We start from the raw sequence: 21,430 nt of genomic DNA, 5'->3' as shown, positions 1-21,430 counted from the left end.
CATAAATAGCGTGTATATGTTCTGCTTAATCCGAAGTAGATTTGAGTATCTCTTTAAATTTCAGCGCATCCTGTTTCATGTGAATATTATTAAAAAAAACATACCCGCCTTTTTCCTTCGGCAACAACTCTGCCAGATCAGCTAATTCATCAGGTTCATACTGATATCGCCATCCCTGCCGACCATGCAACCGGAAATAACAACGTTCCGGTGTCATGGTTGACTGCGCAAACGGATCTACAACATGCCACAGGTCGAGATCTTCACACAAATCGTTTATAACCTGTTTATCCCAATGGCCGCGTGGCTCCCAGCAGTAGTTTAAGCCGTTACGTTCCAGATTCGAAAAGAAACGGATGAGGTTAGCGATATGCTCTGGTGTCTGCGAAAAACTGGCAGGGCACTGAAATACTATAGTTTTAGCGCGTAATTTCTGGGCACAGGCCAGCGTATACTGCCAGGCTTCCTCAACAATCGAACTGGGTTTGAAATAGCCTACCTCCGAACGTTCCGATTCGGATAGCTTTCGTTTTAATCGCTTATAGGTTGGGCTCTTGGCCGGGTGGGTAATAAGCTGCCAGGCTTTCAGCGTGAACTCAAAGTCGGGCGGAACTTCATTTCGCCACCTTTCCAGCGTAGCCAGCCGGGGCGGTTGGTAAAACGTAAGCTGAACCTCTACGCTGGAAAACAACTCAGCATAAGCGGCTTTAGAGCCACTTAATCCGCATGTGCCAATTTGTATTTCGCTGCTCATTCAGGCCAGATTAGTACAGTCCGACGAAGACCTGTGTTCATAATTAAAAGCAGCCTGTGAGTACGGGAAGATTGATTTCTGCATGAGATGAGAGCGGTCTTACGCTACGTATTTGTCGCATAACGCCGTGGTAGTCGAATACGAAATAAGGTACCCCGGCCCGTGATGCTTTCGATCTCCATGTTAGCGCTCAGCAGTTCACACAATCGCTTAACAATCTGTAGGCCAATCCCTTCTCCCTGTCGGGCCTGATGCGCTAGTTCACCCAATTGGTCTCCCTTAGGAATCGTTGGTACGTCGGTTGGCAAAACGGCCACCGGCTCTCCTGCATCAACGGATAGTACGCTGGTCGCTTCTACGGTTGGCTTAAGTTGATCACCAAATACACCTGTTAACGTAGCGGGCAAACCCGGCCCTGAATCCTGAACGCTCACGATCCAATGGATTTCGTTCTCCAACGCCCAGGAAATCGATACAAACCCGTTTGAGGTGTATTTTAGGGCATTCAGCAGTAGATTCTGTACGATACGCTGTAGTTTGACCAGATCAGTTTCAATAGGCAACGAAACAGGCCCGTCGGCTCTTAGAACCAAGTTTCGTTCGGCAGCGAGTGTCTGCCCACTTTCCACCATTTCACGCAGGAAAGGCGCTACGTCTACGGGCTTGATCTGAAGTTTTTCTTCACCCGCTTCCAACCGGGAGAGGTCCATTAAACTTGTCAACATTACCTCGACGTTGGCCAGATTTCGGCTCAACATATCCAGATACTGTTCCCGCTGCTCGTCTGACAAACCCTCCAGCTTTAGCATATAAGCCGCTCCGTTGATGATACCTAACCCGCCTTGCAGGTCATGCGCAGACGATCGGAGCATAGCGATTCGCTCCTGAGATAAGGCGGTCATTTTCTCGACAACCTCCTGAAGTGTGGCTGACCGCTGAACGGCTTCCAGTCGCTGTAGCTCATCATACTTAACAACGCTACCCTCCATAGTCTCCTGCATGATCTGGGAAATTCGCTGGTTGACATTCAGCAGAAGCTGAACATCTGTCTGGGGAAAAAGGCGTTGAAAACGCTTAAGCTCATCGTAAAGAATTTGCGTCAAGTGGGCCACTTCCCGCATGGTATCGATCAGCGAAAACGATTTTTGCCAGCGGTGCAGCCCATGCGCCTGAGCGGTCAGTGCTGTATCAGCCTCGGGCGGCTTTCCCATCAGTCGCTCTTCCAGAAGATCTAAAATCAGCGGCAGTAAATCATTGAATTCTTTACGGCTTAATGTAAGACCTTTCGCCAGGGTGATATCTTCCTGACAAGCGGTTCGCCAGTTGTTCAGAATAGTTTCCCGTTGCGCATATAGATAGGCAACAATGGCCGATAAGGTTTGAGGACTGTCAGCATCAAAGGGTTCCATAATACGTATACGGTCGGGCTTAAGCGCCAATTTTTTGCTTTGTCAAAAAACGTAATCCCTGAATTATCAATACGTTAGAATTACCTGCCGCTGCTGACACTACATGCGCCAGATTCCTAGCGACCTAGCATCATTCTTTTTAATGAATCATCAATAGCACGTACTGGCACGTAACCAATGGGCTAATCAGGAGTAGGCGCGTGTGAGAAATTAGTACCCAATCCAGGGAACGACACTGGCCGAGTTCCCGGCTATAGGAAACCCTTCTGTAGTAGTTGTCAATACTACGGAAGGGTTTCGCTTTGATACAGCGCTTTCAGGCCGTACATATCAACTGTTTCACGAGTAAGTACGTAATGGTGGCGCTTACTATTCGATGCAATCTGGGATCACTCACGCAGAAACGTAGCCATCCGTGCCTGATTGACTCCTATGATTCGACTGCTTTATGGTGTTTTCAGAAAATAACTGCTGATAAGCGCCATAAATACAGTCGCTCAAGAATTAATACTCGTACTTGATGCCCATTTTCTTAGCCATATCAGCAAATACCTGCGGGTCGAAATCATCGGCACCCGGTGCATTCAACTGAGGCTCTTCCTCCAGATCAGGAACCGGGTAGCCAGGAATAGCGCCCTCTATCACGACGCACTCCTGCCCATCATCAGGGTGAGGACCATTCCAGATCAGACCAGCTTGCTTGTAGTCCTCCTGACTGAAGGTATACAGTTGCAAATGCAGTTTCTGATCCATGAATTTCCGGGCTTCAGGAAAGGCATTGTTGCTGAGATCCGGAATCGGCAGGAGTTTGGTGACCTCTACGCCCGTTAGTTTTTCAAGTGCTTTCGCATAAGCCACGATATGCAGTCCACCACGTACCAGCAAATACCCAACCATTGTGCGGGCCGTTGGATCCGATACCATTTCATAAGCGCGCATTTTGTTGCCCCGGGCGCCACACTCCAGAAAGAAATTGTGCAGCAGATCCAGTTTCAGATTCCCACTGCTGAATACGTTCTGACCGGACCAGAAGTTACCCATCGAATCAACAGGTAAAGACCCCTGACCACTGGCAATATAATGATACGTATTCCGGGCATTGACAGCATCCGCCAGGGGTGCTGCAACCGGGTCGAAGCCTCGTTTGGTCACACCTGTCAGCAGCAGATTGATTGCGTAGGAGACAACTTCAATATGTCCATACTCTTCCCCGGCTATGCTGGAGATAACATCATAAAAGGGACGGATTTTCTTACGGCCCCGAAAATTAAAGGATTGAAAGGTGTAATTCATCAGCGTTGACATCTCACCGAATTTACCACCTAGCAGTTCCTGAATAGCAGCGGCATCATTAGCCGATGGGTTTTTGGGTATGGGCAACTCGATTGGAAGCCGGTCCATTTTTAAAATCATAATCGTATGGTTTAGTTAGAAACCCTGGAACACTTATCTATGTACCCAACCTGGCTCAGTTACTATAGTTGAAAATGAGTGAACCTCTATGAGGCAATGGCCCTGTTTGATTTAAACCATGGAATTCTCGATGGTCGGGATTTTGTATATACCAAAAAGGGGGTGACTGTATAAGCCACCCCCCTTTTTGATAAAGAAAAGCTGCCTGGTTTACAGCTTACTCATAATTTGCTTCGATACTGTCAAGTGAGTTTTTACCAGCGGATGCGCAGCCTTGGCAATACCTTTCAAACTGGCATCTGAAGCGGTTGACTCCACCGTCGACATCACTCTGTCAAGTTTCTCATGCCCTTTCACCCCGCTTTCGCTCACATACATTTTGTCCAGAGCAGCCCCCGACATACCTTGCAATTTGGTCAACATCGCCTGAGTTTCGGGGTCAGGAGACGAAGGTAGGGTGATCCCTTTGGCACTGGCAATTTCCTGTAGTTTCGCTGATAGCCCCGTCTGTTCATCCACTTCAGCCTGCGCCAGCTCACGTACTTCTGGATTAGTTGCCTTTTGGAGTGCCACTTTGCTAACTTCCAGCTGCATCATCCCTCCCTTGGCAACTTCCATCATCAGATTCTGATCGGCCGAGGAAAGCTTTGCGTTTGTTGCCGAAACAGCGCTCACGGCAGCAGCTCCTTTCTGATTCTGACTATCGAATTCCGATTTACTTTCTTTTCCCACCTGAGTGGTTGTACCAGCGCTCATGGCGCCACTGTTCTGCTGGGCTACGGAAACGCCTGTTAGAAGCACGGTCATTAGTAAGCCCAAAGAAATTGACTGAATTTTCATAACGTATTGCTGTGTTGAGATAAATAAAAGTTTACTATTTGTCGCCTAACGACTTGATTAGGGCAACTGTTTATGAATACGACAAACGCAGATGAAACCATCCTGACAGTTAGTCTTGATGAATATGTTTACTCTTGAGCCGCTTTTTGATTAACCGAATGGGTCGCTATGAAGGTTAGTTTCTCATCGGCCGCTTTCTCTTCTTTCAAAGTAGTTTCCAGCAGATCGGCAACCTTTTCCTGGCCGGTTTGCAGAGCCAGGGTTCGGGCCGTACCATAACTGGCAATCTCATAGTGCTCCATCTTCTGGGCAGCACCAATGATGGCGGCATCGGCTAGCGGACCATCTTCTAATTGATCCAGTAAATCCTGAGCTTCTTCAATTAGCCCCTGCATGGCCATGCAGATTTCGCCATCCGGGTCAATACCTAATTGTTTGGCAATCTGTTCCAGGCGGGTAACCTGGCTTTCTGACTCGCGCTGATGAACCTGCAACGCTTGCCGAAGTTGGTCGCTTTGAACCCGCTTAACGAGTTGGGGCATCGATTCCAGCGCTTGTTTTTCGGCCGAGTAGATATCCTGAATCATGTGCTCAAAAAAATCATCCATTGTTTCCATACGTAGTACGTCAAGTTTATTTGTTTGTGTTGACCTATGGAGAACACTAGTCGACGACGGCTGGCTTTTAATGAAGTAGATGATGTGAGGCAGCGGTCCTAACCAAAAAACTCGTTTGCGCAGGCGGGCAGAACGGAACGTAGCTACATTTTTTCGCGCTCGGCTAACTTCAGAACGTGATTCAGACTGGCTATGAATTGCTGGTGAACACACGCGAAATTACCGGCTTTGAACAAAGCCTGAACGTCGCCAGGCGTTTTCGATATCGGATTAGTGGGTGCAGTTCTTGGTAGTAAAATGTAGGTCAATGAAGGCCTATTACGTAACAGGCCTGCCTGAGTAGGTACGTAGTAAGGCGGTTTGGGAGCCTTGAGGAGAAAGTGTATTCAGCTAGTCAGCTTCCCGAAGGCTTTGAGCTTTCGGGAAGCTGACCGTTTACAACTCTACTTTTTTCGTGGTATCTTTCCGGGCACCTGATTTCGTGCGCCGTGGCGTATAGCGGTTCCTGCCTTTGTGTACTCCCGCATCTTTCTCCTGCTTATAACTAGGTATGGCCCTATCGCCACTTTCCAGTTTTTCCTTTTGCGTAGGTTCCGGAAGCGGACCTTTCTTCTTCGCATTGGCGGCCATTGCTTTCGTCATGGTCGTGGAGGTTGCAGAACTGGACATTGCCTGGGAGTTGAGTCCCTTTTTAGGCGGTGATGGCGTCTGGGCCAGGCTTGTGGTCGCTACAAATAAGGCAGCTATTAATACTTTAATCATAACGTTTCGCAGTTTATGCTTTATAATGCCAAAACCATTTCATTTGTTTACCGCCGAACCGTATCCACGCGGGTTGCTCCTCCCCTACGTAGTGAATCAGGGCGAAGGCGAGGTTGCTTCCGGTTTTTAGGGAGCGTCGTATCCATGCCTGTTTCCATTTTCATACGTTCAGTACGGCTCGTTTTCTTCAGCTTGGGCTGGGGCGGATTGGCCTGGCGCGTATCGGTCGTTGACGTCGATTGCTGTATCGCTGGCGACTGATTGCTCTGTCCAGATGCACTTACAATAAAAGCAAGGCTTAATAGATTGATAAGCAACAACATTCGTTTCATAATAACATTGAGTTTGTATACGTATCTAACGCCGTGGTGCCCCATTAGGTTATTGGGTACCGGTGTTATTGAGCAAACGACCTGATCATTTTATGGAATTTAGCGCCTTGATGCATCTATTGATATAGGCAGTTAACGTATGTTTTTAAAGCGATTTCGTAAACCCAAACCCACTACTGATCTGGAGTATGTTGCGGCCTACCGCGCTACGGGCGATCTGACTGTGCTGGGTGAACTCTACGAGCAGCATATGGAACTGATTTACGCCGTCTGTTTCAATTATCTACGCGATGAAGACGAAGCCAAAGATGCCGTAATGCATTTGTTTGAACAATTGATAACCGATCTGCGACGACACGATGTTCAGCAGTTTGGCCCCTGGTTGCACAGTGTGGCCCGCAACTACTGCCTGATGCAGTTGCGCAGGCACCAGGCTCATCCAACTACTTCGTTGGTTGTCGATACGACCGGCGATACAGAAGATGAGCAGTTGCATAAGTTAATTACCGATGAAGCCGATACGCTGGATCTGGAAGAAGATCTGACCCGTATGGAAGCCTGCCTGAAAACACTCCCGACGGAGCAGCAAACCTGCCTGACATTGTTCTATCTGCAAAAGAAAAGCTATACAGAAGTAGCTGACCTAACGGGCTTTGATTTAAAACAAGTGAAAAGTTATTTGCAGAATGGCCGCCGAAATTTGAAAATTTGTATGCAAAAGTAGTGGGTTGATGTGCTGTATAATTTGTAACGGCATATGAATTGCCAGGCGGCACCCACCACCTAAAAAAATGGACGAACAACTTACCTTCAACGAATTACAGGCATATCAGGCCGGAAAGCTGAGTGGCCCTGCCCGCCATCGGGTCGAACGGCTCCTGCTGGAAAACCCGATCTATGCCGATGCACTGGCGGGTCTGGAAGCGATGCAGCAGACAGCTACCCCCACGGCTGAGCAACTGGCCGATTTACGTACGGCCCTGCACCAGCGTATTCATGAATCGGCCACAAAAAAACGGCTCTGGCCCCTCTGGATTGCAACGACCACAGCCGCCATTCTATTCATGCTGGCGATGGCCATTTACTTTATCTTCTTTGCGCCCAAACGTACCGTTAAACCAGCGCTCCAACCGAAGCAGGCAGTCTCACATAGTTGGTCTGATAACACCCGGTACCACCCTTCCGATGCCACGGCTCATACCGGCTTTACCAGTACTTTTCGGGTATAAGACCCCAAAAACAAGCAGACATTTATACAGATCGCGTAAAACATTTGCCAAACCTCCTACGTTAACGGGGCATAACTACTTATACAGGTTCTTATGTTTCGCACACTTTCGCTACGCTCTACTACGTTATCATTCCTTCTTGTTTCCTGCTGTTTATCAGGCAGTTTTGCTCAGCAACGCTTTAGTGCAGGCCCCCGCCTTGGCTTAAATATGTCCAATTACTGGGGTAATGCCGATAACATGAGTTTCAAACCAGGTGTGACTGCTGGTGTTTTTTTAATGTACAGTTCACTCAATCACTTTGGTATTTCTGCCGATCTGCTGTATTCGCAGATGGGTACCAAATTTGCCGATAACCGATACAAGTTTACCCAGCATGTCAACTACCTCGAAATTCCGGTGGTGGCCCGTTATTTCCTGACCTTATCCGGCAATTTCAGACCAAACCTTTTCGTGGGCCCTTCGCTGGCGATAAAGCTCAATGCCAAACGCACCAACGGTGAAATTGTCAGTGGTCCCAATACAGCCGTCAATGCCGACAACACCGGCGATTTCAATGATCTTGACCTGGGTGCAACAGGTGGTTTTCAGCTTAACTGGGGAACAGGTCCCCGCCAGCGCTTTCTTATTGATGCCCGGTATACGCTCGGCCTGAGTAACGTTCAATCCCGACTATCGAATTTATGGGGCGCTAATAACTCACTTCATAATTCGGCCATCACCGTTACGCTTGGTTACGGATTCGGTGTCGGACGTGAATACCCAAGTCGCTACCGTCGGTAGGCACCCGATCACTATCCTAAAAAAACGCCCTGCATCGGACTCCGATGCAGGGCGTTTTTATGCAAAATAAAGTAGCTTGGGAAAGCGTTCGCTCATTTTACGTAACCCGGTCCCATTAATAATTGACCCGACCGCTGGCCCGTATGCTGCCCATTCTCAACAACTGGCGTACCGTTGACCAGCACCCAGGAAATTCCGGTCGTGTAGGCGTGTGGCTGGTCGTACGTAGCGCGGTCAGCTACGGTTTTTTCGTCGAACAGAACAATGTCGGCGGCATAGCCTGTACGTAACAAGCCTCGGTCGGTTAGCCGAAAACGCTGGGCGGGCAAGGATGTCATACGGCGGATGGCTTCTTCCAGCGGGATAACATGGCGTTCCCGAACGTAACGGCCTAACACGCGGGCATTGGTGCCATAAGCACGGGGATGCGGCATCCCGCTGCCAAACTTGGCCACACTGGCATCCGACGCAATCATCGTGTTGGGATAACGAAGAATGGTCTCAACATCCGTTTCCGACATCGTGTGGTACACCATCTGAATTCGTTTCAGATTCGCCCGCTCCATCAACTCCATAACCAGATCAGCTTCCGTATCGGCCGTATTTTTTCGTCCTAATTTCTGATTGATCTGACTGATACTCAATCCGTTGAACGTAGTGTCGGGCTTATAGCTGGCAACAACTGCATAGTCATAATTCTGGCGAAGATTCTTTGCCAGAGCGTCCAGCATTTCCTTCCGGATTCGGGTACGTGTTGCCGGATCGCGAAACCGCACCAGCACTGCCGAATCGCCATCAGCTAATGCCCACGAAGGCACGATACTCTCCAGCGACGTACTGGAAGCGGTATATGGGTATTGGTCCACGGTTACGTCAAGTCCCTCGCGCCGGGCGGCTTCCACCAGTTCAACTGTTTCGGTGCTTTTTCCCCACAGTGGTTTGCTGGCTACCTTAAAATGGGAGATTTCAACCGGAATGTGAGCCTCACGACTGATCTGGATGGCTTCTTCAATAGCCTGTTTTACGTTCTGTCCTTCGTTACGTATGTGCGACGCATATACACCCCCGTAGCGTGATGCTACTTTAGCCAGATTCACCACTTCAGGTGTTCGGGCATAGGTACCGGGTGTGTAGATCAGCCCCGTCGATAACCCAACGGCCCCGTCTTTCATGGCCTGCTCTACCAGAGCCTCCATATCCGTTTGTTCGCGAGCGGTGGGTTCCCGAAACGCCATTTTCATGACTTTCAGACGTACCGAGTTATGCCCAATCAACGAACCTACATTAATGGAAGTCCCCTGCATCCGCAGGCTATCGAAATAGGTTTTCAGGTTGGCACTCGACCCGCCACAATTACCCGTTATCACCGTAGTTACGCCATCATGAATAAAATTAGGCGCACCCGGCTGGGCTTCCAGACTCCCCTCTACGTGTGCGTGTACATCGATAAAGCCAGGAGCGACGATCAGGCCGGTTGCATCAATAGACCGTTTGGCATCACTAGCCGCAATCGTTCCTACACGCGCGATACGTCCGTTCTGGATGGCAACATCGGCGTAGACCCAGGGATTACCCGTCCCATCGATTACCCGCCCATTTTTGATAACCAGATCATACGGTTGCGCATGAGCAAAAAAAGCGATGAATAGGTCACAAATCAGAAGAAGAAAATTTAGTTTCATAAACACATTCAGGCTGTTGAGGCAATCGATTTACGTATCAATATGGCTCTTTTACGGCACAGAACCTAACAGGTTCTGAAATCCCATATTGCTCTGGCTACCTTAACCAGTATCTTTACAGTGCCCAACTCGTGAGGTTTTCTGCTTCGTCCAATGAAATACCTTTTCTATCTATCGTTTCTGGTAATTGCTGTTTATCCTACTCAGGCCCAAACAGTAAAGCCTATTTTTCCGCAACCATTAAGTCCGCGCCTGGCCAATTACCAGATCGACGTAACGCTTGATCCAGTAACTAAAAAACTGAACGGTCGCGAAACATTAACCTGGCGCAACCCCTCGAATGATGTGATTCGGGAACTACAGTTTCATTTGTATCTCAATGCCTTCCGGAACGAAAACACTACGTTCATGCGCGAATCAGGCGGGCAGTTGCGCGGCACCCAGCTCGATCGAAATGCCGACGAGAATCCATATGGCTCGATTGATATTGTATCCATGAAAACGCGGGCGGGGGAAGCGCTGGCCTACGAGTTTTTCCAACCCGACCAGCCCGTAAACCGTAACGATCGTACCGTCATTCGCGTGCCGTTAACCAAACCCGTTGGACCTGGCGAAACCCTTGTTCTTGACATATCCTTTCGGGCAAAACTGCCGAAGATTTTTGCCCGGACCGGATTCAGCAAGGATTTCTTTCTGGTTGGGCAGTGGTTCCCTAAAATCGGCGTGTACGAACCCGCCGGTACCCGGTATGCCAGCCAGGGACAATGGAATTGCCACCAGTTTCATGCGCACTCTGAGTTTTACGCCGATCATGGCGTTTACGACGTAAATATTACAACACCGAAAGATTTTTGGGTCAGTGCTACGGGGCTTTTTCAGTCGGAGAAGCTCCACCCAAACGGGACAAAAACCATTCTATATCATGCCGAAGAGGTAGTAGATTTTGCCTGGACAGCATCACCCCATTTCAAGGTTGTGAACAACAGCTGGAAGCGCCCTTCGGGGGTAAAGTCGATCTGGAAGTAGTGATGCAGCCCGAACATGCCGATCAGGCGATCCGGTATATCAATGCAGCCAAAGCGGCTCTGGCCTATTTTGATAAACATCTTGGTAAATACCCCTTTCCGAATCTCACGATCGTTGATCCCCCACTGGATGCTCAGGGTTCTTTTGGCATGGAGTACCCAACCTTTATAACGGCCGGAACCGCCTGGTTTGTACCGGTGGGGCTACGCTTTCCGGAAGAAGTGGTGGTGCATGAATTTGGGCATCAATATTTTATGCAGCTACTGGCTACCAATGAGTTTGAAGAAGCCTGGCTCGATGAAGGGTTTAATCAGTACTACGAAGGCCGGATCATGGATGAAACTTACGGAGCCCGCTCAGCGGTCGTTGATTTATTCGGTTTCCGCATGGGCGACCTCGAAAGCTCGCGGGATGATTACGTTCATAACGACGATATAGCGCTTGGCTCGTCGTTTGGCAACACCTGGCAATTACCTGTGGGTCAGTACAGTATGCTTACTTATACCAAAACGGCCACCTGGATGCGGACGCTGGAAGGATTGGTGGGAAAACCCGTTATGGATGAAATTATGCAGACGTACTTCATCCGCTGGAAATTCAAGCATCCGAACGGGCAGAATTTTATCGATATCGTGAATGAACTGGTTCCGAAGCGGCTTGGCAGTAAATATGGTACTGACATGAACTGGTTTTTCGAACAGGCGCTCTACGGCGACAATGTATTTGACTATGAGCTCCTTTCGATCAAAAATCAAATCAATGAGGAGCGGCCGCAGACGGTTATAACGGTACGTAGAAATGGCGATGGAAAAATACCCGTCGACGTATTAGTGCATTTTAAAAACGGCAAAGAGAGGCTGTTTTTCTGGGATGGCAAAGCACGTCAGCATCAGTTTACGCTTACTGAAAACGCCGACGTTCTGTGGGCAACGGTCGATCCGAAGCAGAAGATTTATATGGATACGAACCTCAACAACAATAGTCTTACGCTTAAACCCTCATCGGCACCAGCCGCGAAATTTGCCACTAAATTTTTGTTCTGGATCGAAAACTGGATGCAGTGGCTGGCCTGGCTGGCGTAGGCATAAGCAATTTCGTTGTATCTTTAGATAAATAAAGTTGAATATCAGGCGATGAAAGGCAATAATCACCCTGTACCCATGCAAACTAGTTCTACGTAATGATTTTCTCTGAAATAGCTGAACTTCTAACTACCCAGTTTGGCGTTGACATACAAGCCAATACGCAGAATCCGCAGCCCTATCTGATCATTCCGGCGGATCAGTTGGTCGCCATCTGCCAGTTTCTACGTAACGACGAGCGGTTATTCTTTGACCTGCTGGCTTGCGTAACGGGAATCGATAATGGTCTGGAAGCCAATACCATGGAGGTCGTTTATAATCTAACGTCGATACCATATGGGCACGACCTGATGCTGAAAGTCATCGTACCTCGAATGGCAGAGGGAAACCGTCTACCGTCGGTACCGAGCGTAGCGGCTATCTGGCGAACGGCCGACTGGCACGAACGGGAAGCCTTTGACCTTGTTGGTATTCATTTTGCCAACCATCCGGACCTTCGCCGGATTCTGCTGCCTACCGATTGGGTTGGCCATCCACTTCGCACCGATTATCAGGAAGAGGACCAGTATCATGGCATAAAAACCAAGTAAGTAGTCAGCATTTTCGGCAAGGAGTTGACTGTTTGCCGTTTTCGTTTGTTATTGCTTTATCTGTTTTTACTGAAGCAATGAAAAACCCTTATCAGCACTGTTTCTACCTGCTGCTTTTTGCCTGCTCGCTGCTCCCTACCTTATCTCATGCCCAAGCCGTCGACTCTGTTATTGTTACGGGGCGCGTTCGAAATTTGTCGGCCAGACTTTATCGGGAAGCCCCAATGGTTCTGGTCAGCCGCAACAATATTTTGCAGGCCAATCGCGAATTTGTCAGACCCTCTCCTCTTAATGCCGATGGTACGTTTCGGGTATCGCTGCCGATCATTTATGCCCAGGAAGAGATGTATTTCAACTATGGACGTATCTCGACGGCTTTTCTGGCCTCGCCCGGCACATTGACAATCGAGCTAAACGCCGATTCTTTATTTACGGCTGCCGTTCCGTTTCGTTTTGGAGGAGTCAATGCGCAGATCAATCAGCAGTTTGCCCGCTATAAAGCATTTGAGGCCGTTTACCCCAACAAACCCGATGGCAAAAAACTATCGGCAGGTACGGGTGGTCTGGGCGATGATGCCGTGTACAGACTTGTATCGAGTGCCTATAAAGCACCGTTTCAGGCCTTTTCAGCCAAAGAAAAACCGTTTCCACTGCTGACGAAATGGATTGGTTACACAAATCGCTACAATGCAGCCACCTTTGTATATGAGAAAGCGGCTTACGAAAATCAGGATATCAGCAAAACACTAGACGATTCACTACGTCCGGCAAACGATCAGCTACTCACAGCAGCGCGTGCTTCGGCCATGAATCGGTTCGGCACCTATGCAACGCAACGCCTGTCGGCTCAGGCTGTTAACCGCGCCAATAGCATTACGGTACGTGCCCTGGCTGTTCTCCTCGAACGCTATGGTAAAAACATAACCGCCGAAGAGCGCCTTCGCCTTCATGAGTACGCAACGGCAAATTCGGCTCGTCAGGCCGATCTGCGGTTCTTCGATGGATTAGTCAAGCGGAGCCCCGATACGCTCCAGCGACTTGTCAATTATGAAACGCTGATTCAGCGGGCAATTCGGCAATACGATAGCACTACGGTCGATTATTTGGCGGCTTACTGGTTAGGGACTTCCTTACCAACCGTCACCCTCGACTTCGCTGAATTGCTGTACGATTACGCCCGGCCACAGCTAAAAAGTCAGGATCTGGCAGAATCAATCGATGAATTATATCGACTTGAAGTGAAAGATAGTACACGCATTAAAGCCGCTATGCAAACGCTACGTAAAGCTCCCACCCGGACTACTAATTTGGAAATTTCGTCTGGCATATTTATCACAAAAGATGATTTCGGAAATGGCGCCAATCTACTCGACCAGGTTATTAACGCGAACCGGGGCAAAATGATTTACGCGCTAGTTTTTTCGCCTTCCGATGAAGCCGGTCGTCAGGCGGCTCTGGACGCTCAACGGTTACGTAACGCCTACAGCGCCCGTGATTTTGCCCTGATTTACCTACCTATGGCCGGTGCCGACAAATCATTGTGGCCCGAAATAGCCATTCGCTATAACCTCGCGGGCGATCATTTACTCCTTACCGATTCACAGTTATTCGATGCTATTGAGCGGTTACGTCCTAATGACGATATGTCGGCAACGGTCATCAACCGGGTGGGTAAGATTAGCCGACGAAACGCGCCTTTGCCGGGTGATTTTGAGGAAGCACGGAAAATAATCGACAAGAATCTGTAGTTTCCAAACGTATCTGGTCTGGCAGCGTTTGATTGATAACGATCAGCATTTGTACGACCTATGTGGAAACTCGCTTTCAAACGACTTTGCAGACCATTACGTTTTCTTATAATCCTGGGCGGGCTGTCAGACCAGGCGGAAGCGCAAAGTCTTGTTAAACGATTGGTCGATCATTTCCTTAACGACACCACATCGGCGGCCAGACCACACGTATCGTTTTATCCGACGCTAGGTTACGCTCCCGAAACAAGCTTTGAGTTCGGCCTATCGGCTCTGTACCTCTACCATGCCCGGAACGACACGTTGCACAATCGCCTGAGTGAAATTCAGGCTTTTAGTTTCTTTACGTTACGTGGTCAGTATGGCATTAATCTCGATCATGCCATTTACGGAGATAACGACCGCTGGTATTTTTTAGGCCGGGGGCGCATCCAACGGTTTCCGCTGCTCTACCACGGCATTGGCCCACATGCAGAGTCATCTCATCCGGCTACGGTTGATGCATTTTCCATCCAGTTTCGGGAGCGTGCTATGCGTCGGCTACGGCCAAACCTGTTTGGCGGTTTAGAGGTTGACTTCCAACAGCTTAGCCGGATTGACTTTCAACAGCCCGACGGGCATGCGCATGATTTGCCAATAGGTAGTCAGGGCACCTCAAATCTCGGCTTAGGTCTGGGGCTGATTTACGACAGCCGTCCGAATGCGCTCAATCCCCGAAAAGGTTTTTTTGCTGAAATCGCTTACCTCAATTACGGGCAGTCACGCAGTCAATCGTTGTCGTTCAATAGCTTGTTCGCGGATGTCCGGATGTATCATACCTTACGGCCCAATCAGGTATTGGCCTGGCAGGTGTATAGCAATCTAATGACCGGCGACGTACCGTTTAACCAGCTGGCACTTCTGGGTGGCGAAAACACCATGCGAGGCTATTATATGGGTCGGTATCGCGACAAATTTTATTCGGCTGCCCAGGTGGAGTATCGGTGGTTACCACTCACGTTCAGCCGTCGATTTGGCGCGGTTGTTTTTGCGGCAGTTGGCACCGTGGCTCCCTCATTGAGTCAATTTCAGCTTGATCATCTACTCCCGACAGCCGGTACTGGTGTTCGCTACCTGCTGTTCAAGAAAAAGGATGTTTTTCTACGGGCTGACATGGGCATCACACGCGAAGGCATCGGGTTCTATATCCTCACAGGTGAGGCTTTTTAGCTGCCGTAAACGTGGTGTCGGGTTTAAGAACCCGACACCACGTTTACGCTTATAAACCGTACTGATCCAGCAAGTAAACCAGAGCAGCCATCGATGCTGCACCCAGTTCAAGCTCGCGCTGACTGACGGTTTCAAACCGATCAACCATTGTATGGTGATAATCGAAGTAACGTTGTGAGTCGGGTTTGAAGCCAAACAAAACGGTACCCAGTTGCGCCAGCGGGCCAATGTCGGCACCTCCTCCACCAGGGCCGATTTCCAGCAGTCCGTAGGGGGCTAGCAGTGGTTTCCAGGGCATTACCTTTGCTCGTTGTTCGGGCGTGCCGACAATGCCAAAACCCCGGGGTGTAAATCCCCCATTGTCGGATTCAACGGCTGCGATTGTTTTCTCGTTATTTTTTTTGGCCAGATCAGCGTACTGAATTCCGCCCCGCAAACCATTTTCTTCATTCATAAACATCACGGCACGAATCGTGCGCTTCGGCTTGATGCCTAAGGTTTTCAGAATACGTAGCACCTCGATGGATTGCACACAACCAGCGCCATCGTCGTGGGCGCCTTCGGCCAGATCCCACGAATCCAGATGACCACCCACGACGATAATCTCGTCAGGCTTTTCGCTTCCTTTAATTTCACCCACTACGTTGTAAGACTTCGCGTCGGGCAGGCTCTCACAGTTTTGTTTGAAGTAAAACGTAAGATTCGGGTTCTCCTGCAATGATTTACTCAGCAAATCTGCTCCGTTCGTACTGATGGCTGCCGTGGGGATCAGGGCAACACCCGTAGCGTAACGCATCCCACCCACGTGCGGATAATCGTCGTGTACGTTGGTCATCGAGCGGACAATAGCACCTACGGCACCCAGTTTAGCCGCTTCGGTTGCGCCGTTGGCCCGCTGATCAACCGCTCCGCCATAGGCTTCGAACGTATTGATTTTGGTGGGGTCCATCGGGCGGTTATAGAAAACGATTTTGCCTTTCACCTTATCCGGACTCATCGCCCGTAGTTCAGAAAAACTTTTCACTTCAATTACACCAGCCTCTACACCCTTTGGCCCGGTAGCAACGGAACCGCCCAGGGCAGCAATTGGCACGTTCGTTTTCTGCTTACCGTTCTGAATATAAGCGACTTCTTTGGCACCACGCACCCAGTGTGGCACCATTACGTCCTGCAGGAATACGCGGTCAAAGCCCTGCTGTTCCATAATTTGCTTTGTCCAGTCTACCGCTTTTTGCGCCCCTGCAGACCCACTTAATCGTGGCCCAATCTGCTTCGTGAGGTACCGCAGCCATTCGTACGATTTTCCGTTAGCGAGCGCTTCGTTGTAAATCTTTCGGATCGTAACCGAATCGGCATTCTGAGCCTGTGTAAACCCGACGACAAGCGTAAAGAGAAGAGTAAGTGTTTTTTTCATAATTGGGCTGTATCGATCAAAAAGGCAAGATACTGAAAAGCCCGGCTACCTCACAGCAGCCGGGCTTATACCGTTTCGTTTTGTTCACTTATATATTGATCGCCCGATTGTCGGTTGCAACCAGACAGGCTTCTTTAAACGCTTCGGTATAGGTTGGGTGGGCATGCGACATCCGCGATACGTCCTCGGCCGAAGCCCGGAATTCCATAGCCGTTACCGCTTCAGCAATCATATCGGCAGCCCGTGCACCAATCATATGGACGCCCAGAATCTCGTCGGTTTCTTTATGTGCCAGTACTTTCACAAGACCGTCTACATCCATACTGGCCCGTGCACGACCCAGCGCTTTGAACGGGAACGAACCCACTTTATAGGGAATTCCTTCCTGTTTTACTTCTTCCTCTGTATACCCTACTGAAGCCACTTCTGGCCAGGTATATACTACGCCTGGAATCAGTCGGTAATGAATATGGGGTTTCTGTCCAGCAATGGTTTCCGCAATAAAAGTCCCTTCTTCCTCGGCTTTATGCGCCAGCATAGCCCCACGAATTACGTCGCCGAGCGCGTAAATATGCGGAACGCTCGTACGCAGGTGATTATCGACTTCAATACGTCCACGGTTATCAGTTTTCAGACCAGCTGCTTCGAGGTTCAAACCATCCGTATAAGGCCGCCGACCTACCGAAACCAGGCAATAGTCGCCTGTGAGCGTAATTTGTTCCCCCTTAGGCGTATCAACACTGACGACAACTTCATCACCGGTGTTTTCTACTTTGGTGACCTTGTGGCTGAAATAGAAATCGGCACCCAGCTTCTTAATGACTTTCTGTAGCTCCTTGCCCATCGTTTTATCCATCGTCGGAATCATCGAGTCGGCAAACTCCACAAACGATACCTTGGCGCCTAAGCGAGCGTACACCGATCCTAATTCTGCTCCAATCACCCCTGCCCCAATAACAATCAGATGTTTTGGAACCTCCTGTAACGTCAGCGCTTCCGTCGACGTAATAACGCGCTTCTTATCAATCGGCATCGACGGGAATGACGTGGGTTTCGAGCCGGTTGCAATAATTATATTTTTGCCGGTGATGGTCTGTTCGGTGCCGTCAGATTTGGCAATCTTGATGGTATGCGGATCGACAAACGAACCAACGCCGTGAATTTCGTCGATTTTATTTTTCTTCATCAGAAACGTAATACCCTTCGTGGTCTGGTCAACCACACTGGCCTTACGGGCAATCATTTGAGCTAAGTCGACCTGTAAATCGGCTAGTTTGATGCCATGCTCAGCGAACGTATGCGCTGCATTATAAAAATGCTCAGTCGAGTCAAGCAGGGCTTTCGACGGAATGCAGCCGACGTTGAGGCAAGTGCCCCCCAAAGCTGCGTATTTCTCGATAATGGCCGTTTTGAGTCCGAGTTGTGCACAACGAATTGCACCGGTGTAACCACCCGGTCCCGAACCAATCATAATAACATCGTATTCCATGAATGAAATGGTTTTTTGTGGTTCGTAGCTGGTTGTCTGTAGTTCGAATATTACCAGTACGACAGTAACAACAACCTACAAACCACGAACTACAAACTATTTACTTAGAAAGCATTGCGACTGCAAATTTGGTTCAGAATTTGATTACCTAAACCGATTTGCAAAAATTCGTGTTGGTGACTCAATAAGCCCTTCTAGCCCGAAGGTCGTTTTGGTCTGTTTATGCGCTTCGTTTTTCCACTTATTCTTGTAATCACACTGTTCATCAGTAGCTGCTCCAACCCTGCTCAGCAAAATCAACCCAACGTTTATTACGATGTGCTCGGGTTTGTTCAACGGCAAATAGCGGGTCTATCGGCTCAGAAACCACTTGTCAACAAAGCGGTTGGTCTGAATCAAAACCGAAATCAGCAAACCACCCGCGACATCAACTGGAAGCGGGAGCTTGAATTATTTACCCAGATTGATATTAATAAACCCGCTTTACGTAGCAGTTATCAGATTGCCCGGCCTGATTCGTTGACGTACCAATACAGGTTGAAAAATGCAAAAGACAATCTGGCCGTTCGGGAATTGACCGTGCAACTTGATTCCGTTACGCATCAGCCCAGCCGGATCGAAGCCGTATTGCATACCGACAATCCGCTTTATTCATCCGAACGGCATTTGTTACTCGAAAGCGGACCGATTGCCGGGCGCGAGTGGCAGGTGAAGCATTATAAGCTGTCGGGATTCCAGAAGCTGCCCTATTTCGATAAGAATGATTTTCTGGTAGAAGGGAATGTGAAGTAAGCTGATTGCACTAATTATGCATCAGGCTGTCGCCCGTAGCCAGATTTGATGATACGGGTAATATAAAAATGAACGTAGTACCATCGCCTTCGCCTGAATGCACTTCGTAGCGGCCTTTAATAAGATCCATTCGAGACTGTATATTACGTAAGCCCATGCCGGTTGCATCGGCAGGATTCATACCGCATCCATTGTCCTTGACGATCATGTTCAGCTCATTGTTAAAACGGCGGAACAAAATGTCGGCTTCGGTAGCTTCTGAATGACGGATAATGTTGCTACACAGTTCGATACAGATTGAGTACAGATTAAACTCCGCTGTTTTGCCTAATCGTGGTAAAGCGTCTATATCCAATCGGAACGTGGTTTTTTGGGATAGATTGAGCTTATTAACCAGGCGTGTCAATGCTTCAGCCAGGCCCTGTTTTTCCAATTCGTCAGGCTGTAGATTATGGGATAAATACCGAATTTCGGCAAAAGCCTCTTTGGCCATAGTTAACAGGTTATGATAAATCTGTTGTTCCCGATCAGACATATGAGCCGGATTTAAGGCCGACATGCTCATTTTTATAGCCGATAACAATCCACCCAAACTATCGTGCAAATCGGCGGCCATTCGTTTCCGCTCAAGTGTCTGTCCTTTCAACAGGGCTTCTTCTATTTCCCGATTTTTGGCACGTAACTGATCATTGGCCAGTTTCAGTTCAGCCGTTCGGGCAATTACTTTATCTTCCAGATCGAGGTTTAACGCTTCAATTTCACGTTTTTGCCGGTCGATTAGTCGATTTTTACGGTAATACACAATCACAAACCCGAACAGCATAGCCAGTCCGCCCACCAGAAACAGGCGCATAAGCTGCTGCTGCTCAATATCATGGTTCAGTTTGTCGATATGTGCCCGTTGTTCCAGTTGTTTCTTTTGCGAATCGGCTCGTAAACGTTCGGTTTCAAGCCGTTGCTGAAGCTGGCTCATCCGGGTAATGCCAGCTAACTGCTCGCGCTCAGCTTCAGATTTCAACCGTTCAACTTCGGCCAGTCGTCGTACGTTAATGAGCTGCTGATGTTGTATAAACCGTTCTTTATCAGCTTCCGCCCGTACCTGGTTTATATCGTATTTCTTCTGTAAGGCCGACAGTTCCTCAACCCGTTTCAGGGTAGCAATACTATCGCGGATTGTGCTGTAATCTTCGTACATCGCTAATGCCTGAGCGGGCTGGCCTGCTAAGCGATACGCCCTGTACAGAGCGAGGGTAGCCATTTGGCGAATACGTTGATATCCTGCTTCACGAGCTATGGCTAAAGCTTTTTCGCCAAACTCAATCGCTAGAGCAGGCCGATTAACCAGCGTATGGCATTCGGCTAATCTGGCCCAAACGGAAGCCTGCCCCAATTGATCTTTAAGCTGTGTCCATACAAACAATGCTTCTTCAAAGTATTTGATTGCTTTTTCCGGTTCGCGACGATTCACAAAGAAATCGCCTAAACGCTCATTGGCATAGGCAACATTTACCTGTGAGCGGGCATCAACCGCTATCTGCCGACTCGTTTCGTATTGTTGGATGGCCAGGTCATATTGCCCTCTGAGTTCATACACTTCACCCATTTGGGTAATGGCCTGGCTAATCAGAAGTTTGCGATTTTTGGGCGTCAATGACGTATTATATCCCAACAGTTTTCGCGAAAGCTGGTAGCTGGCCAACGCGTTATCATATTCTTTCAGCAGCAGGTAGATGTCGCCCAGATTCATCTGGACCTGCCAGCGAGGAGAACTTTCCCGCGGTAATTTTCCGCATAGCTCCGATGCCCGCTGATTAATCTGTAACGCTTTTGGATAATCACCTTTCACGGTTCGCAGGTAATGCTCCTGTAGCATCATAGCCCGAACAGCGTAAAGAATATTGTTTTTGGCTATTGCCCGATCTTCCAGAAGCCTGGCATACAGGAAGCTGCTATCGCGCTGATTACCGCGCATTTGCTTAAAAACTAACGCCATGAAGCGTAGTCCTTCCAAACGTAGCGTATCATTATGAAGGGTACGCGGCAAAGTTTTTGTCATCCGCTGATGAGCACGACCAAGATTGAGTAAGCTATCCATGTAGACAGCATCACCTCGTCGGTCGAAATTCAGCTCGGGCAGGGTAAACTGCACCTGTGCCTGGCAGGTAAAGAACCAGCCAAGGATCAGGATTCCAAGCCAAATTACTCGCTTACCCATGTAGAGCCTATATATAGAGCAGATCTGAAGCCTAAAGTAGCGAT

General features: G+C 48.9%; 20 protein-coding genes. 9 read left to right on the top strand and 11 right to left on the bottom strand.

Annotated elements, in window-relative coordinates; genetic code table 11:
* Window positions 1–25: 25 nt before the first annotated feature.
* The 7 genes from LN737_RS09565 to LN737_RS09535 form a co-directional block, all read right to left on the bottom strand.
* A complete protein-coding gene (locus tag LN737_RS09565) occupies window positions 26–754 on the bottom strand; it encodes a DUF72 domain-containing protein (protein ID WP_405518285.1) in 729 nt (242 codons plus the stop codon).
* 104 nt (window positions 755–858) lie between these two features.
* On the bottom strand, window positions 859–2,163 hold the full coding sequence (locus LN737_RS09560) for a sensor histidine kinase KdpD (protein WP_405518283.1): 1,305 nt from the start codon (window positions 2,161–2,163) through the stop codon (window positions 859–861).
* Window positions 2,164–2,667: 504 nt separating this feature from the next.
* Window positions 2,668–3,576 (bottom strand): manganese catalase family protein, encoded by a 909-nt coding sequence (locus tag LN737_RS09555; protein ID WP_405518281.1) that lies wholly within the window; start codon window positions 3,574–3,576, stop codon window positions 2,668–2,670.
* 210 nt (window positions 3,577–3,786) lie between these two features.
* Entirely contained in the window at window positions 3,787–4,416 is a 630-nt protein-coding gene (locus LN737_RS09550) for a DUF4142 domain-containing protein (RefSeq protein WP_405518279.1), read from the bottom strand.
* 128 nt (window positions 4,417–4,544) lie between these two features.
* Window positions 4,545–5,033 (bottom strand): ferritin-like domain-containing protein, encoded by a 489-nt coding sequence (locus tag LN737_RS09545; RefSeq protein ID WP_405518277.1) that lies wholly within the window; start codon window positions 5,031–5,033, stop codon window positions 4,545–4,547.
* 435 nt (window positions 5,034–5,468) lie between these two features.
* A complete protein-coding gene (locus LN737_RS09540; protein WP_405518275.1) occupies window positions 5,469–5,795 on the bottom strand; it encodes a hypothetical protein in 327 nt (108 codons plus the stop codon).
* Window positions 5,796–5,842: 47 nt separating this feature from the next.
* Window positions 5,843–6,127, bottom strand: coding sequence for a hypothetical protein (locus LN737_RS09535; RefSeq protein WP_405518273.1), 285 nt, complete (start codon window positions 6,125–6,127; stop codon window positions 5,843–5,845).
* Between the two features lie 139 nt (window positions 6,128–6,266).
* Here LN737_RS09535 and LN737_RS09530 point away from each other — a divergent pair, with 139 nt between their 5' ends.
* The 3 genes from LN737_RS09530 (at window position 6,267) to LN737_RS09520 (ending at window position 8,139) form a co-directional block, all read left to right on the top strand.
* Window positions 6,267–6,851: an RNA polymerase sigma factor gene (locus LN737_RS09530; protein WP_405518272.1), complete on the top strand. Its 585-nt coding sequence runs from the start codon at window positions 6,267–6,269 to the stop codon at window positions 6,849–6,851.
* A 67-nt stretch (window positions 6,852–6,918) separates the two neighbouring features.
* Window positions 6,919–7,356 carry a hypothetical protein gene (locus LN737_RS09525; RefSeq protein ID WP_405518270.1) on the top strand — a complete coding sequence of 146 codons (438 nt, stop codon included), beginning with the start codon at window positions 6,919–6,921 and terminating at the stop codon, window positions 7,354–7,356.
* 93 nt (window positions 7,357–7,449) lie between these two features.
* The gene (locus tag LN737_RS09520; RefSeq protein ID WP_405518269.1) at window positions 7,450–8,139 is read left to right on the top strand and encodes a porin family protein; all 690 of its coding nucleotides are present in this window, start codon (window positions 7,450–7,452) and stop codon (window positions 8,137–8,139) included.
* Window positions 8,140–8,231: 92 nt separating this feature from the next.
* On the opposite strand, the gene LN737_RS09515 is transcribed toward LN737_RS09520, so the two are convergent.
* Window positions 8,232–9,821, bottom strand: coding sequence for an amidohydrolase family protein (locus tag LN737_RS09515; protein ID WP_405518267.1), 1,590 nt, complete (start codon window positions 9,819–9,821; stop codon window positions 8,232–8,234).
* A gap of 153 nt (window positions 9,822–9,974) precedes the next feature.
* On the opposite strand from LN737_RS09515, the gene LN737_RS09510 reads away from it, so the two are divergent.
* The 5 genes from LN737_RS09510 (at window position 9,975) to LN737_RS09490 (ending at window position 15,476) form a co-directional block, all read left to right on the top strand.
* Complete coding sequence (locus LN737_RS09510; RefSeq protein ID WP_405518266.1) at window positions 9,975–10,847, top strand: hypothetical protein; 873 nt, start codon at window positions 9,975–9,977, stop codon at window positions 10,845–10,847.
* Window positions 10,848–10,849: 2 nt separating this feature from the next.
* Window positions 10,850–11,929: a M1 family aminopeptidase gene (locus LN737_RS09505; protein WP_405518264.1), complete on the top strand. Its 1,080-nt coding sequence runs from the start codon at window positions 10,850–10,852 to the stop codon at window positions 11,927–11,929.
* 98 nt (window positions 11,930–12,027) lie between these two features.
* Window positions 12,028–12,519, top strand: a complete 492-nt coding sequence (locus LN737_RS09500) for an NADH-quinone oxidoreductase subunit C (RefSeq protein ID WP_405518263.1) — start codon at window positions 12,028–12,030, stop codon at window positions 12,517–12,519.
* 77 nt (window positions 12,520–12,596) lie between these two features.
* A complete protein-coding gene (locus LN737_RS09495) occupies window positions 12,597–14,267 on the top strand; it encodes a hypothetical protein (protein ID WP_405518261.1) in 1,671 nt (556 codons plus the stop codon).
* Between the two features lie 60 nt (window positions 14,268–14,327).
* Window positions 14,328–15,476 (top strand): BamA/TamA family outer membrane protein, encoded by a 1,149-nt coding sequence (locus tag LN737_RS09490; protein ID WP_405518259.1) that lies wholly within the window; start codon window positions 14,328–14,330, stop codon window positions 15,474–15,476.
* 49 nt (window positions 15,477–15,525) lie between these two features.
* Here LN737_RS09490 and LN737_RS09485 read toward each other — a convergent pair whose 3' ends face one another.
* Together LN737_RS09485 and lpdA are read right to left on the bottom strand one after the other, a co-directional pair.
* Window positions 15,526–16,890 (bottom strand): M28 family peptidase, encoded by a 1,365-nt coding sequence (locus tag LN737_RS09485; protein ID WP_405518258.1) that lies wholly within the window; start codon window positions 16,888–16,890, stop codon window positions 15,526–15,528.
* A gap of 88 nt (window positions 16,891–16,978) precedes the next feature.
* Complete coding sequence (gene lpdA / locus LN737_RS09480; protein ID WP_405520360.1) at window positions 16,979–18,388, bottom strand: dihydrolipoyl dehydrogenase; 1,410 nt, start codon at window positions 18,386–18,388, stop codon at window positions 16,979–16,981.
* A 213-nt stretch (window positions 18,389–18,601) separates the two neighbouring features.
* Between lpdA and LN737_RS09475 the strand changes: the two genes are divergently transcribed.
* On the top strand, window positions 18,602–19,171 hold the full coding sequence (locus LN737_RS09475; protein WP_405518256.1) for a hypothetical protein: 570 nt from the start codon (window positions 18,602–18,604) through the stop codon (window positions 19,169–19,171).
* Between the two features lie 10 nt (window positions 19,172–19,181).
* Here the strand turns inward: LN737_RS09475 and LN737_RS09470 are convergent, their stop codons facing one another.
* A complete protein-coding gene (locus LN737_RS09470) occupies window positions 19,182–21,386 on the bottom strand; it encodes a tetratricopeptide repeat protein (protein WP_405518255.1) in 2,205 nt (734 codons plus the stop codon).
* Between the last annotated feature and the right edge of the window lie 44 nt (window positions 21,387–21,430).

Source organism: Spirosoma sp. KNUC1025, assembly GCF_045160025.1.
Lineage (GTDB): Bacteria > Bacteroidota > Bacteroidia > Cytophagales > Spirosomataceae > Spirosoma.
Note: the sequence above shows the minus strand (reverse complement) of the source record. Positions and strands in the feature narration are given on the sequence as shown.

Coding starts and splice junctions, on each gene's coding strand:
- LN737_RS09540 (WP_405518275.1), bottom strand. CDS start 5,795: ATGATTAAAGTATTAATAGCTGCCTTATTTGTAGCGACCACAAGCCTG.
- LN737_RS09495 (WP_405518261.1), top strand. CDS start 12,597: ATGAAAAACCCTTATCAGCACTGTTTCTACCTGCTGCTTTTTGCCTGC.
- LN737_RS09550 (WP_405518279.1), bottom strand. CDS start 4,416: ATGAAAATTCAGTCAATTTCTTTGGGCTTACTAATGACCGTGCTTCTA.
- LN737_RS09505 (WP_405518264.1), top strand. CDS start 10,850: ATGCAGCCCGAACATGCCGATCAGGCGATCCGGTATATCAATGCAGCC.
- LN737_RS09470 (WP_405518255.1), bottom strand. CDS start 21,386: ATGGGTAAGCGAGTAATTTGGCTTGGAATCCTGATCCTTGGCTGGTTC.
- LN737_RS09510 (WP_405518266.1), top strand. CDS start 9,975: ATGAAATACCTTTTCTATCTATCGTTTCTGGTAATTGCTGTTTATCCT.
- LN737_RS09475 (WP_405518256.1), top strand. CDS start 18,602: ATGCGCTTCGTTTTTCCACTTATTCTTGTAATCACACTGTTCATCAGT.
- LN737_RS09535 (WP_405518273.1), bottom strand. CDS start 6,127: ATGAAACGAATGTTGTTGCTTATCAATCTATTAAGCCTTGCTTTTATT.
- LN737_RS09515 (WP_405518267.1), bottom strand. CDS start 9,821: ATGAAACTAAATTTTCTTCTTCTGATTTGTGACCTATTCATCGCTTTT.
- LN737_RS09555 (WP_405518281.1), bottom strand. CDS start 3,576: ATGATTTTAAAAATGGACCGGCTTCCAATCGAGTTGCCCATACCCAAA.
- LN737_RS09500 (WP_405518263.1), top strand. CDS start 12,028: ATGATTTTCTCTGAAATAGCTGAACTTCTAACTACCCAGTTTGGCGTT.
- LN737_RS09565 (WP_405518285.1), bottom strand. CDS start 754: ATGAGCAGCGAAATACAAATTGGCACATGCGGATTAAGTGGCTCTAAA.
- LN737_RS09530 (WP_405518272.1), top strand. CDS start 6,267: ATGTTTTTAAAGCGATTTCGTAAACCCAAACCCACTACTGATCTGGAG.
- LN737_RS09545 (WP_405518277.1), bottom strand. CDS start 5,033: ATGGAAACAATGGATGATTTTTTTGAGCACATGATTCAGGATATCTAC.
- LN737_RS09485 (WP_405518258.1), bottom strand. CDS start 16,890: ATGAAAAAAACACTTACTCTTCTCTTTACGCTTGTCGTCGGGTTTACA.
- LN737_RS09525 (WP_405518270.1), top strand. CDS start 6,919: ATGGACGAACAACTTACCTTCAACGAATTACAGGCATATCAGGCCGGA.
- LN737_RS09560 (WP_405518283.1), bottom strand. CDS start 2,163: ATGGAACCCTTTGATGCTGACAGTCCTCAAACCTTATCGGCCATTGTT.
- LN737_RS09520 (WP_405518269.1), top strand. CDS start 7,450: ATGTTTCGCACACTTTCGCTACGCTCTACTACGTTATCATTCCTTCTT.
- LN737_RS09490 (WP_405518259.1), top strand. CDS start 14,328: ATGTGGAAACTCGCTTTCAAACGACTTTGCAGACCATTACGTTTTCTT.